Source organism: Mesorhizobium sp. BR-1-1-10 (genome assembly GCF_020165595.1).
Taxonomy (GTDB): Bacteria; Pseudomonadota; Alphaproteobacteria; order Rhizobiales; family Rhizobiaceae; genus Mesorhizobium; species Mesorhizobium australicum.
The window spans coordinates 152,525-165,698 of record NZ_JAIUIL010000004.1; the positions used below are offsets into that span (position 1 = coordinate 152,525).

The 13,174-nt window shown below is 65.5% G+C and carries 10 protein-coding genes; 6 read left to right on the forward strand and 4 right to left on the reverse strand.

What is annotated here, in order from left to right; translation table 11 throughout:
- Positions 1-29: 29 nt before the first annotated feature.
- Complete coding sequence (locus tag LB555_RS09560; protein ID WP_224682767.1) at positions 30-1,259, forward strand: amidohydrolase/deacetylase family metallohydrolase; 1,230 nt, start codon at positions 30-32, stop codon at positions 1,257-1,259.
- 214 nt (positions 1,260-1,473) lie between these two features.
- Here LB555_RS09560 and LB555_RS09565 read toward each other — a convergent pair whose 3' ends face one another.
- Positions 1,474-3,264, reverse strand: a complete 1,791-nt coding sequence (locus LB555_RS09565) for an NAD(P)/FAD-dependent oxidoreductase (protein WP_224682768.1) — start codon at positions 3,262-3,264, stop codon at positions 1,474-1,476.
- Positions 3,265-3,396: 132 nt separating this feature from the next.
- On the reverse strand, positions 3,397-4,335 hold the full coding sequence (locus LB555_RS09570; RefSeq protein ID WP_224682769.1) for a MurR/RpiR family transcriptional regulator: 939 nt from the start codon (positions 4,333-4,335) through the stop codon (positions 3,397-3,399).
- Between the two features lie 313 nt (positions 4,336-4,648).
- On the opposite strand from LB555_RS09570, the gene LB555_RS09575 reads away from it, so the two are divergent.
- The 5 genes from LB555_RS09575 to LB555_RS09595 all read left to right on the forward strand — a co-directional run bounded on the left by LB555_RS09575 (position 4,649) and on the right by LB555_RS09595 (position 10,622).
- Positions 4,649-5,476: an ABC transporter ATP-binding protein gene (locus LB555_RS09575; RefSeq protein ID WP_140618202.1), complete on the forward strand. Its 828-nt coding sequence runs from the start codon at positions 4,649-4,651 to the stop codon at positions 5,474-5,476.
- Complete coding sequence (locus tag LB555_RS09580) at positions 5,473-6,315, forward strand: ABC transporter permease (protein WP_224682770.1); 843 nt, start codon at positions 5,473-5,475, stop codon at positions 6,313-6,315. Before LB555_RS09575 ends, LB555_RS09580 begins: the two co-directional genes overlap by 4 nt.
- A 72-nt stretch (positions 6,316-6,387) precedes the next feature.
- Positions 6,388-7,551, forward strand: coding sequence for an ABC transporter substrate-binding protein (locus tag LB555_RS09585; RefSeq protein WP_140618206.1), 1,164 nt, complete (start codon positions 6,388-6,390; stop codon positions 7,549-7,551).
- A gap of 352 nt (positions 7,552-7,903) precedes the next feature.
- The gene (locus LB555_RS09590) at positions 7,904-8,995 is read left to right on the forward strand and encodes a Gfo/Idh/MocA family protein (RefSeq protein ID WP_224682771.1); all 1,092 of its coding nucleotides are present in this window, start codon (positions 7,904-7,906) and stop codon (positions 8,993-8,995) included.
- A 190-nt stretch (positions 8,996-9,185) separates the two neighbouring features.
- A complete protein-coding gene (locus LB555_RS09595) occupies positions 9,186-10,622 on the forward strand; it encodes an amidase (protein WP_224682772.1) in 1,437 nt (478 codons plus the stop codon).
- A 280-nt stretch (positions 10,623-10,902) separates the two neighbouring features.
- Here LB555_RS09595 and LB555_RS09600 read toward each other — a convergent pair whose 3' ends face one another.
- Both LB555_RS09600 and LB555_RS09605 read right to left on the reverse strand, forming a co-directional pair.
- The gene (locus LB555_RS09600) at positions 10,903-12,147 is read right to left on the reverse strand and encodes a M24 family metallopeptidase (RefSeq protein ID WP_224682773.1); all 1,245 of its coding nucleotides are present in this window, start codon (positions 12,145-12,147) and stop codon (positions 10,903-10,905) included.
- Positions 12,148-12,478: 331 nt separating this feature from the next.
- Entirely contained in the window at positions 12,479-13,006 is a 528-nt protein-coding gene (locus LB555_RS09605; RefSeq protein WP_224682774.1) for an invasion associated locus B family protein, read from the reverse strand.
- Positions 13,007-13,174: the final 168 nt, after the last annotated feature.

The window sequence follows — 13,174 nt, forward strand, 5'->3', positions numbered from 1 at the left end:
GGCAATTCGGCCAATCGGAGGTTCCAACAATGCAATTCGACCTCCTCGTGAAGGGCGGACGGCTGATCGACCCGGCGGCCGGCATCGATGCGCCGCGCGATGTCGCCATCGCCAATGGCCGCGTCGCCGCGATCGACGCCGACATCCCCGCGACCAGCGCCGCCCAGGTGGTCGACGCCACCGGTTGCATCGTCGCGCCGGGCCTCGTCGACCTGCACAGCCACGTCTATTGGGGCGGCACTTCGCTCGGTGTCGACGCCGACAGGCTCGCCGCCAAGAGCGGCACCACCACCTTCATCGACGCCGGCAGCGCGGGCGCGGGCAATTTCCTGGGCTTCCGCCGCCATGTCATGGAGCGTTCGAAGGTGCGCATCCTGGCCTATGTCAACATTTCCTTTGCCGGCATTTTCGGCTTCTCGCAGACGGTGTCGGTCGGCGAATGCAGCGATCTCCGTCTCTGCGAGCCGCGCGAGGTGGTGGCGGTGGTGCGCGAGCACGCCGACGTCGTCGTCGGCGTCAAGGTTCGCTCCGGCAAGCATGCCGGCGGCACAAGCGGCATCGCGCCGGTCGACCTGGCGCTGGAGGCCGCCGACAAGGCCGGCCTGCCGCTGATGGCGCATATAGACGAGCCACCGCCCGGCCGCTCCGAAGTGCTGCCGCGCCTGCGCCGGGGCGACATCCTCACCCACTGCTTCCGGCCCTTCCCCAATGCGCCGGTGTTCGCCTCCGGCACGGTGCGGCCCGACATGCGGCTGGCGCGCGAGCGCGGCGTCATCTTCGATCTCGGCCATGGCATGGGTTCGTTCGACTTCGAGGTCGCCCGCGCCATGCTGGCCGAAGGGCTGGCGCCCGACGTCATCTCGAGCGACGTACATCTCTACTGCGTCGACGGGCCGGCCTTCGACATACTGGTCTGCATGTCGAAGCTGATGGCCCTCGGCATGCCGCTGGTCGAGGTTCTGCGTGCCGCGACGCAGGCGCCGGCGCGGGCGATCGCGCGGCCGGACCTCGGCACGCTGACGATCGGCACCGCCGGCGACGTGGCCGTGCTGCGGCAGCGGTTAGGCCGCTTCACCTTCGTCGACGCGGTCGGCGCCTCGCTGGTCGCCGACCAGCGGCTGGTGTCGGAAGGCATCGTCGTCGGCGGCATTTGGTGGCCGAACGAGGCGGTCGACGATGTCGGCGAGACCGAGCGCTTCGTGGCCCATGCCAACCATACGCATGTCGAGGTGGCGGCCAGGCATTTCGGGCATCGGTAGGATTAACCGATATCGAGGAGGCTGCGCGATTGACGAGCGGCTTCCCCCACTCCGTCTCGGCTTCGCCGAGCCACCTCTCCCCCCTCCGGAGGGAGAGGAAGGGAGCCAAGGTCGGTGAACTTGCGCCTTTCCTCTCCCCCGTCGATCGGGGGAGAGGTGTCGAGCGAAGCTCGACGGAGTGGGGGTCGACCTCTCACCGAAGCATGCTTCCGCCTCACCGCCGCGAATTGCTCGGCGCCCCATAAACCGGCGTCTCGATCCCTTCCATTCGTGCCTTGATCTGCAGCGCGACATATTTCGAATAGAAGCGCGACAGCGCGAGATTGCCGCCGTGGAACCACAGTGCTTCCTGCGCCGTCGGCTTCCACATATTGCGCAATTCGCCTTGCCAGGGGCCGGGGTCGCCCTTGACGCCGGAGCCGAGGCCCCAGCAGGGGCCGACCTTGTCGGCGACCTCGCGCGAGACGAGAGCCGCCACATTCTCGTTCATCGACTGATAGCCGGTGCAGGCGACGATGGCGTCGGCCTCGAGCTCGCTGCCGTCCTCGAACAGGATGCCTTTCGCCGTCAGCGATTTTATCGCGACGCCGCTGCGGATGCCGACCTTGCCGTCGATGATCAGGTCCGAGGCGCCGACGTCGATGTAATAGCCGGAGCCGGTGCGATAGGCCTTCATCAAAAGGCCGGTTTCGTCGTCGCCGAAATCGAGCGCGAAGCCGGAGGCGGCGAGACGCTCGTAGAAATCGGCGTCGCGCGCGCGGATGACGTCGTAGAGCGCGCGCTGGCCCTTGGGCACCAGCGCGAACGGCGTCGCGGCGACGATCATGTCGGCTTTCTCGGTGGTGATGCCGCGTGCCAGCGCGTCCTCGGAGAAGATCTCGAAGCCGACCTGCATCAGCGTGTCCGACTTGACCACCGTGGTCGGCGAGCGCTGGATCATGGTGACGTCGGCGCCGCTCTCCCAGAGATCGACGCAGACGTCGTGGCCGGAACTGGCCGCGCCGATGACGGCGACCTTCTTGCCGCGGAATTTCTCGCCGCTGGCATACTGGCTGGAATGCAGCAGCTCGCCCTTGAACTGGTCGGAACCCGGCAGATCGATCTTGCGCGGCGGACCGTAGGCGCCGGTGGCGAAGACGATGTGCTTCGGCTTCAGCGTGATGCGCTGCCCGACGCGGTCGACCACCACGGTCCATTCTTTCTCCGCCTCGTCGTAGCTGGCGCTGAGGCACCTGGTGGCGACCCAGTAATTCAGCTCCATGACGCGCGTGTACATTTCCAGCCAGTCGCCCATCTTGTCCTTGGGCGTGAAAACGGGCCAGTTGTCGGGGAACGGTATGTAGGGCAGATGGTCGTACCAGACCGGATCGTGCAGCACGAGCGTGCGGTAGCGGTTGCGCCAGGAATCGCCCGGCCGCGCGTTCTTCTCGATGACGATGGTCGGCACGCCGAGCTGCCGCAGCCGTGCGCCGAGCATGATGCCGCCCTGGCCGCCGCCGATGACCAGGCAATAGGGTTGCTCCGTTACGCCGAGCTCGCGCGCCTCACGCGCCCGCGCTTCCGACCAGGTCTCGCGTTCCGGGTCCGCCTTGTGGCGCACGCCCAGCGGCCGCGCCGCGCCCTTGCGCTCCTCGTGTCCCTTCAAGTCGGTCATCGCCGTGAACAGGGTACGGCAGCGGCCGTCGCGCAGCCGCATGATGCCTTGGCCCGTGGCCGCCGCTGTCTCGAAGGTGAACCAGGCCTCGATCGTGCCTTCATCCGAGGTTGCCTCGCCGGTGAGCTGCCACGCGCCAGGCTTCGTGGTCGCCAGCGTTGCTGTCAGCATGTCTGCGATGGCCTCGCGGCCTTCCATCGTCGTGACGTTCCAGGTGAAGGCCAGCAGGTCGCGCCAATAGCAATCGTCGACGAACAGGTTGCTTGCGGCCGACAGGTCGCCGGATTCAAGCGCCTGCGAAAACGAGCCAAGCCATGCGGCCGCCTGTTTGGATGGTGACTTTTCGAGCATTTCTTCCCTCTTGCATACGTCCGATCCGTGTATTGGGACCGTACCTGTCGAAGTCGGCGCTGCCCCTCATCCGCCTGCCGGCACCTTCTCCTCGTATAGTGGGGCTCCTCGTATAGTGACGGGGAGAAGGGGCTAGTCTCCCAGCGGCTCCATTTCCTTGCCCGTGCGGTGGATCTGGGCGTTGTATTTGATGCGGCGCACGGTCTCGCGGGCCGGGCCGTCGAGCTTGTAGGCCGACGCCACCGCCAGGAGGTCGATCATCGCCAGGAAGGCGAAGCGCGAGGCCGTCGGCTTCAGCGTGTCGGGATATTCGGGCACGGCAACCGTCAGCCTGACGTCGCAGGCGCGGGCGAGCTCGGTATCGGGCGCCGTCACGGCGATCGCGTTGGCACGGTAGTGCTTGGCGAGTTCGACGGCCTCGATCACCTCGCGCGTGCGCCCGGTCGCCGAGATGGCGATCACCAGGTCGCCGGGCTTCAGCGTCGAGGCGGTCATGCGCATCAAATAGGGGTCGCACTGGGCGCTGATCGAGATGCCATAGCGAAACAGCCGGTACTGAGTTTCCTGCGCCAGCGCCGAAGAGCTGCCGCCGAGCCCGAACACGGTGACCTGGCGGGCCCGGGCGATCAGCTCGGCGGCCTTTTCCAGCTCACCCGGATCGAGCTGCCGCTCGGCTTCCTGCAGCGCCCGGCGCGCTTCGCCGAACACCGCGTTCCAGAACGGCAGGGCGGCGTCGCTCTCCCTGGCCGGCGACGTGTCCAGGTAGAGCGCGCCGACGACGAGGCTCTGCGCCAGCTTCAGCTTGAAGTCGCGCACGCCCTCGCAGCCGATGGCGCGGCAGAACCGGGTCACCGTCGGTTCGCTGACGCCGGCGCGCTGAGCCAGCGCCGCGTTGGAGGCATCGACGGCATATTTGACATTCTCGAGCACGACATCGGCGACGCGGCGTTCGGCCGGGCGCAATTCGCCGTAGCAATCCTTGACCAGCGAGATGATGTCGGGAATGCGCCGGACGGGTTCGCCCCCGGTTCCCTCTTCGTGCGCGATCGGATGGCTGGCAGCTTTGGTCATGAAGGCGGTGTTCCCTAGCCCGTTTTCGACCTGACCTCTTATCATGTTTGCACGCTGTCGTTCCATGCGCAGGACGGCGCTGCAACCGATGCGTGCCGTCAAGGCATCCGCGTGTGCGCCTGCCAAATCATGTAGGAAAGCAACACGAATTTCAAGGCAAAGAATACCACGTCAATACAGATAGTTATGCCTAGCAGTCGGTTCTCGTCCCATGCTCGCCGCCGTCGACGCTTGACAGCAAAGTAGGATAGTTACACACTGATTTTTGACAGTCTGATGACCTTTGGATCATCACGCAATCTCCGAGGGGCGGATGAACGCGGGCGAGATAACAACGCCGAAGCTTGGCGTGCAGGCAGCGACCAAGATCTATCACACGGCGTCCGGCGACCTCTTGGCGCTGGACCGCTGCAGCCTCGACGTCAGAGCCAATGAAATCGTCTCGATCGTCGGCCCGTCCGGTTGCGGCAAGACCACGCTTTTGTGGTCGATGTCGGGGCTGCACGGCCTGACAAGCGGCGCGATCAAGCTCGACGGCAAAGAGATTTCCGGGCCGCATCCCGATATCGGCATCGTCTTCCAGGAAGCCAACCTCCTGCCCTGGCGCAACCTCGACGCCAACATCCGCTTCCCCTTCGAGATCAAGGGCGAAAAACCGGACCGCGCCTGGATCGCGCATCTGCTTAACCGCGTCGGCCTCGACGGTTTCGGCGGCAAATTCCCGCGCGAGCTTTCGGGCGGCATGCAGCAGCGGGCGGCGATCGTGCGGGCGCTGGCGCTGAAACCCTCGGTGCTTTTGATGGACGAGCCGTTCGGCGCGCTCGACAGTTTTACCCGCGAGGAGATGAACCGGCTGGTCGAGGAGATCTGGCTCGACACCAAGACCACCATCGTCTTCATCACCCACTCGATCGAGGAAGCGATTTTCCTCTCCGACCGCGTCGTGGTGCTGAGCGCGCGGCCGGGCCGCGTCGCCAAGGAATACCGCGTGCCGTTCCCGCGGCCGCGCTCGCTGGAGATCATGGCGACGAAGGAGGTGTTCGACCTCACCAACCGGATCAAGATGGACATTGTCGGAGAGCGCACCAGACCGAAGGCGCCGGAGCGCCCGAGCGCCGAGATCGTGAGGATCAGGCCGTGAGCGACGCCATTCCCGAATTTTCGAAGTCGAAATCAGGCGATGGGCAAGACGTCAGCCTGACCAACCTCTCGGCCTTCGCCAGCGGCCCCGGCATCAAGTCGGGCAAGGAGGTGGCGGCCATTCTCGCCGTCGCCGTCATCATCATCGGCGGCATCGAACTGGCGTTGCGGCTGTTCCATGTGCCGCTCTACATCATGCCGCCGCCGAGCTCGATCGCCTATGCGCTGTTCGACGAGTTTCCGCTGATCGCGCCGCATCTCGGCTATACGCTGGTCGAGCTGGTGTCCGGCTTTGCCATCGGCGCCGCCGTCGGTCTGGTGCTGGCCGCCGTCATCACCCAGTTCCCATTCGCGGAAAAGATCGTCGCGCCGTATATATTGCTGCTGGTCACCACGCCGATGCTGGCGCTGGTGCCGCTGCTCATCCTGCGTTTCGGTTTCGGCTACACGCCGCGCGTCATCGCGGTGGCCCTGGCCGCCGGGCCGATGGTGATGATCAATGCCGCCACCGGCTTTCGTCGCGTCGACAGCGCCAAGATCGCGCTGGCGCGGTCCTATGGCGCCAGCACCTTGCAGATCTTCTGGAAGATCCGCGCGCCGATGGCGCTGCCGATGATCCTGGTCGGGCTGATGATCGGCGCCATCTTCGGCCTGCTCACCGCCGTCGGCGCCGAGATGGTCGGCGGTGGCTTCGGCCTCGGCAACCGGCTGACCACCTATTCGTCGATGATCCAGATGCCGCAATTCTTCGCCGTGGTGCTGATCCTGTCGATGCTCGGCATCCTGATCTACGTGCTGTTCTTCCTCATCGGCAAGAAATGGGCGAGCTGGGAGGCTTGACGCAGAAGCAATGACCACGCCCGGGAGGCGGGCGGCAAGGCAGACTGACATCAAACAAAAAAGGGGAATGCCATGACCAAAGACAATTTCATCCAGCAGGCGGGGATGAGCCGCCGCATCTTCCTGCAGGTGACCGGCGCCGGGCTGGTGACGGCGACCGCACTCGGCGCCACCGGCCTCAGGGCGAGGGCCGAGGCCTATGGAAAATTCACCTGGATCTCGCCGCGCGGCACGCTCGAAGTGCTCGACGACTACCCCTACTGGGCGGCCAAGAAGGCCGGCTATTTCGACGGGCTCGACACTGACATGCAGCCGGGACCGTCCGACGGCACGGCGACGGTGAAGTTCGTCGATGTCGGCCAGGCCGATATGGGCTTTCCCTCGCCCGGCGTGTTCTCCTTCGCCATCCAGAACGGCATGAAGCTGAAGTCGGTGTTCCACATGGGCGCGCGCGACACGTTCAGCATCGCCTTCCGCAAGGGCGAGGGCTCGAACGACCTGAAGAAGCTCGAAGGCAAGACCATCCTGCTTGGTTCCGCAGCCTGGCAGTCGATCACCGATCCGCTGCTTGCGGCGCAAGGCGTCGACATCAAGAAGGTCAAGTATGTCGAGGCCGGCTGGCCGACCTGGGGCACCGCGCTTGCCGGCGGCCAGGGCGATGCGGCGCTGTCATGGGAAGGGCTGCGCGCCGAATGGATCGCCAAGGGTCTCGATTTCGAATACTGGCTCGGCGTGAAGAACTCGAAACTGCCGGCCAATACCTTCGTCGTGCGCGCCGCCGATCTCGAGGATCCCGACAAGAAGGCGTTCCTGGAAAAATACCTGCGCGGCTGGGCGATGGGCCTTGAGTTCGGCTATCAAAATCCGCGCGCGGCGGTCGAAGCGGTGTTCGAGCAGTTCCCGACGCTGGCCAAGAACCTCGGACCGGAGCTCGGCACCACCTCGATCCTGCAGCAGATCAACGTCTTCCGCGGCGACATGGACAAGCGCGGCGGCTGGGGGTCGCACGACATGGCGAGCTGGCAGGGCTTCTTCGACGAGATCCACAAGATCGGCCAGATCACCAACCCGGTGAAGGCCGAGGATGTCTGCAGCAACGACCTGATCCCGGCCGCCAACGACTTCGACAAGGCCAAGGTCAAGGCCGACGCCGACGGGGTCAAATTGTCGGAGGGCTTTGCCGCGCTCGATGTCGAGAAGATCAAGGCGCACCTGTTCGATTCGGCGGTGAAGTAGGCGCGCAAGCGAAGGCCATGACGACGCCACTCCTCATTGCCCTGCCTTGGCTCCTTTCCTCTCCCTCCGGAGGGGGGAGAGGTGGCGCCGCGAAGCGGCGACGGAGTGGGGGAAGGCGGTCGCTAAACGCGCAGTCGCTGCGGGACAGGCACAATCTGGCGAAGTAACCTCAGGCGGGCGGCGAAGGTCGACCCCCACTCCGTCGAGCTTCGCTCGACACCTCTCCCCCGATCGACGGGGGAGAGGAAAGGGCCGGGCAACGAGCGGCGGCGCTGACCTGAGGTGATTGTCCGGATAAACACGCGGCAACCGGTCGCCGCGCACAATTCAATCCAGAACCTGGGAGATAACGGTGGCCGACAAGGTGAAAGTACTGGTGGTGGGTCTTGGCAATATGGGTGCGTCGCACGCCAGTGCCTATCATCGCTCGGAGGGGTTTGAGATCAGCGGCATCATGAGCCGCTCGATCAAGAGCAACACGAAAATCCCGGCCGAACTCGCCGGTTATCCGCTCTACGAGGATTTCGACCTGGCGCTGGGGGAGACCAGGCCGGACGCGGTCTCGATCAACAGCTGGCCGAACACCCATGCCGAATACGCGCTGAAGGCGATCGCGGCGAACTGCCACGTGTTCATGGAAAAGCCCTTGGCCACCAACATCGAGGACGCCGAAAAGGTGGTGGCGGCCGCGCGAGCGAAAAACCGCAAGCTGGTGCTCGGCTACATCCTGCGTGTCCACCCCTCGTGGATCAAGTTCATCGAGGTTGGCAAGACGCTCGGCAAGCCGCTGGTCATGCGGCTCAACCTCAACCAGCAAAGCAGCGGCAGCGCCTGGCACTGGCACAAGAACCTGATCGATTCGCTGATCCCGATCGTCGATTGCGGCGTGCATTATGTCGACGTCATGTGCCAGCTGACCGGCGCCAAGCCGGTGCGCGTGCATGGCATCGGCGCCAAACTATGGGCCGAAGCCGACAAGCAGAATTACGGCCACTTGCATGTCACCTTCGATGACGGCTCGGTCGGCTGGTACGAGGCCGGCTGGGGTCCGATGATGAGCGAGACGGCCTACTTCGTGAAGGATGTCGTCGGCCCGAAAGGCGCGGTCTCGATCGTCGCCGGCCAGCAGGCGAGCAGCGCGGCCGAGTTGGCCGAAGTGTCGAACTCCGCCGACATCGACCGCCACACCAAGACCGACGCGCTGAAGATCCATTATGCCGCCGTCGACGGCGACAAGAATTTCAAAAAGCCCGACGAGATCGTCAGCATGGAGGACGAGCCCGGCCACCAGGAACTGTGCGACCGCGAGCAGGCGTTCTTCCTGCGCGCCATAAGCGAGGACCTCGATCTGACCGAGCAGATGGACGCGGCGGTCAACAGCCTGCGCATCGTGCTCGCGGCCGAACAGAGCATCGAGCTGGGACGGACGGTCGAGCTGGCCTGATGCTATCCGGTTGCTGGCGCTGGAGGCGGCACCGGCAGCGCCGGAGTTTCATCCTTCTCCCCGTCACTATACGGGGAGAAGGTGCCGGCAGGCGGATGAGGGGCGGCGCCTACATTTGTAATTAGCCGGTAGCGACAGCTCGCGCGTTCCTAAGCGCGATGTCGAGGCAACGCAAATTTGGGAGTGAGACATGGTCACCGACAGTCTTTTGAAGACCTATGCCGAGTCCGACGCGCTTGGCCTCGCCGCGCTGGTCCGCGGCGGCCAGGTTTCGCCGGCGGAACTGGTCGAGGCGGCGATCACGCTGGTCGAACGGTTGAATCCGTCGCTCAACGCGGTCATCCATCGCCTCTATGACATGGCGCGCGCGCAGGCCGCGACGGTCGACAGATCGGCACCCTTTGCCGGCGTACCATTCCTGCTCAAGGAACTGGCCTCGTCCTGGACGGGTGCGCCCAACACCAATTCCTGCTTCTACCTCAGAGATGTCGTCGCCGATTTCGACACTGAAGTCGTTCGCCGCATGAAGGCGGCGGGACTGGTGCTGGTCGGCAAGTCGAACGCGCCCGAAAACGGCTGGTCGATCACGACGGAACCAAAACTCTACGGCACGACGAAAAACCCGTGGAAGGAAGGCATCACGCCAGGCGGCTCGAGCGGCGGCGCGGCCTCGGCTGTCGCCTCGCGCATGGTGCCGATCGCGGAGGCCAGCGACGGCGCCGGCTCGATCCGCATCCCCGCCTCCTGCTGCGGGATCGTGGGCCTGAAACCGTCGCGCGGCCGCGTCAGCCTGGCGCCGTTCGGCGACTATTGGTATGGCGGTGCCTACTTCCTCTGCTGCTCGCGCACCGTGCGCGACACGGCGGCCTATCTCGATGCGGTGGCCGGCGCGCTGCCCGGCGAACCCTATACGCCGCCGGTGCCGGATGCCTCCTGGCTCAGCCTGTCGGCGCGTGCGCCGAAAAACCTGCGCATCGGCTTCACCGTCACGCCGCCCAACGGCACCGCCATCGATCCGGAGGTGAAGGCGGCGGTGCTGGCGACCGTGGCCGCACTCGAGCGGTTGGGGCATCATGTCGAGGAGCACGACATGCCGCTCGATGCCGACGGCGTATGGGCGACCTACACCAACATGACCTGCGTGCAGACGGCGGCGACCTTCGACTCCCTGGAAACGGTGATCGGCCGGCCGGCGACGCCAGGCGATGTCGAGGCGGTGACCTGGGCGATAATCGAGCGCGGCCGCGCCACCAGCGGGGTCAGGCACATCTCCGATGTCGAGCAGCTCCGGCAGGTCGGCCGCGATATTGTCGGCGACCTCAGGGCCTATGATCTCTTCGTCACGCCCACCTTGACGCAACTGCCGCGGCCGTTCGGCTATTACGATATGTCGGAGACCGACATCGACCGCTACAACGCCAAATGGACGGATGCTGTCTTTGCCTTCCCCTTCAACATCTCCGGCCAGCCGGCGATCTCGCTGCCGCTCGGCTGGTCGCACGGCGGCGTGCCGGTCGGCGTGCAACTGGTCGGCCGCTACGGCGACGAGGCGACGGTGCTGGCGGCGTCGGCACAGCTGGAACAGGAAATGCCATGGAGGGACAGGCGGCCGCCGGTGAGCGCTTAGTGACCTGTACGGAGGTTTGATCGCTGGACGGCAAAACCTTTCCCGTCGTCATCCTGGGGCGTAGCAAGGAGCGCAGCGACGCCGCGCAGACCCCAGGATCCATGCCGCGACATCAAAGCGTTCCCGGCGGTCCAAAATTCTGCTCCGCTGCACCCCACGGAAAGGTCACGGCATGGATCCTCGGGTCTCCGCGACGGAGCTTCGCTCCTGCTCCGCCCGTGGATGACGAAGGTGGAGGGACCTCAGCCAATTTCCGGAGGTGCAGATCTCAAGCCTCCTACTACCCGATCACCTCCAGCCGCCGCGGCAGCCGGTTCATCGCGACCGGCCCATCCGGCGTGATCAGGAACTGGTCCTCGAGGTTGAAGCTGGCGAGGCCGTCGATATAGAGCGGGATTTCGAAGGCCAGCACCATGCCGGCCTCGATCACGACCTCGCTGCCGGCCGATATGAACGGCCATTGCTCGGAAAAGACCGACTGCCCGACGCCGTGGCCGAAGTGGCCGCGGCGGTAGGAGCGCAGGCCTTGGCGCGCCAGGCTGTCGGTGGCGACGCGGTGGACATGGGCAAGCGTGTTCCCGGGAACAAGCTCGGCCAGCCCATCGTCGAAGGCGCGCTCGGCAATGGCGTGCAGTTCGGCCTGATCAGCCGAAGGCGGGCCGAAGGTGAAGTTGCGCGACATGTCGGAGGCGTAGCCACCGACCGTACAGACCATGTCGCATTTCAGCGGATCGCCCGCCACGGCCCTGGCGTCGGCGCCCTTGGCCCGGGCGCCCAGCGTCACATATTCGGCCGTGATGACCGGGTGGGACAAGCCGGCCGCCGCCGTGGCGACGCCCTGCCGGTAGAGCGCGACGAGATCGCTCTGGCGCATCCCGGCCATGGCATCGACCTGCAGCCGCTCCAGGCCGGCTTCCGACAGGATGATGCCTTGCCGCAGCAGGTCGATCTCGCGCTGCGACTTGAGCGCGCGCAGCCGGTCCAGCACAAGCGAGCCGTCCACAACAGGGCAATCCGGCAGCAGCGCCTGGATGGCGGCAAAATCGGCGGCGGGAATGAAGTCGAGGTCGAGGCCGAGCGTGGCGCGCTCCAGCCCGAAATCGGCGAGGATTGCCTGCAGCTGTCGCACCGAGCCGGCGAGGTCGAAGGTGGCGGGACGCGCGAAATCCGGCGCGCGGCCGGGCGAAGCCAGGCCAGCCTCGATACGCTCCGCCAGGGGCAGCCCGGCAGGCCCTGTCTCGACCGGCGCTGCTTCGATCCAGATCGGGTGCGAGCGCACGACCATCTCGGGCGCGGCGGTCCGCAGTTGCGTGGCATTGAAGTCGGCGACCACGACGCCGATCGGCAGGTCCTGCCTGGCCGGGACGACGACGAAGCCGGCGCCGGCGCGCCGGAACAGTCCGGCCGGACCGATCGAAGCGCCGGTCGCATAATGGAAGGCCTCGGGCGCTGAGAGCACCAGCGCGGCGATGCCGGCGCGTTGCATAAACTGCGTGGCGCGCTGCCGGTCGACAAACCCCGTCATGAGACTTTCTCCGTCTGCGTGGAACCGGCAACGGAGCATTGCGGGTGCGGACAATCAAGACGGCTGCTCGTATTGACGCACTGATACCTTGAGTGCGGAGCGGAGACGCCCACGACTTCGTCATCCTAGAGCGGAGCAAGGAGCGCAGCGACGCAGCGCAGACCCTAGGATCCATGCCGGCACTCCGGAGCGTTGCCACGGTCCAGATTCTGCTCCGCTGCACCCGCCAGCACGGTCGCGGCATGGACCCTCGGGTCTCCCCGACGCCGCGCCGCGGCTGCTCCGCCCGTGCGAAGGGATAGGATGTCGGCCACGGTTGCCGGCGAACCCGCTACTTGATCGATTCCAGCTTGGTCAGCGCGGCGGTGAAGCCGGCCAGCGACACCGGGATGGTGACCGGCTTGCGGGTGACGGACTCCATGCCGATGTTCAGATTGGTTCCCGACTTCATCGCCTTGACGAGGTCCGGCGGCAGCGGCGTGGCGGCATAGGCGCCGTTCTGGTCGCTGGTCTGGATGGCAATGGTCGTCTTCTGTCCCTGGTCGATCTGGTAGCTGGCGCCGGACGGCAGGAAGAGGCCGTGCGGCAAGGCGAGCAGCATGGCGAGGCTGCCATTGCCGTTGTCGCGGCGAACGGTCACCGTAAGCACGCGCTGTCCTGTCTTCGCCTCGGTCAGGTTCTGAGACACCTGGCATTGAAGTTCGGCGCTCGCCGAGCCGCTGGAGCAGTTGACCGCCCAGGGATTGGCGTCGGCCGGCTTTGACTGGGCCGGTTGGGGCTTGGCGGCTTCCTCGGCAAGTGCGGGTCCGGCGCCCGACAGGATGAGCCACAGGGCACCAATACCTGCGGCCAAGCTCAAAGTATTAGCTTCAGCTAAAGCAACTCTCATGTTCTTTTAGGCCCCACCGGTATTTTCCGCAGTAGGGCTTGATACAACACTCCAATCCAGCCTGAAAGCCAGGAATCCACCGAAGCAAGCCGGCAAATCTACTGTGTCCATATTGCCACAGAGAGGCACTTTGGTGGG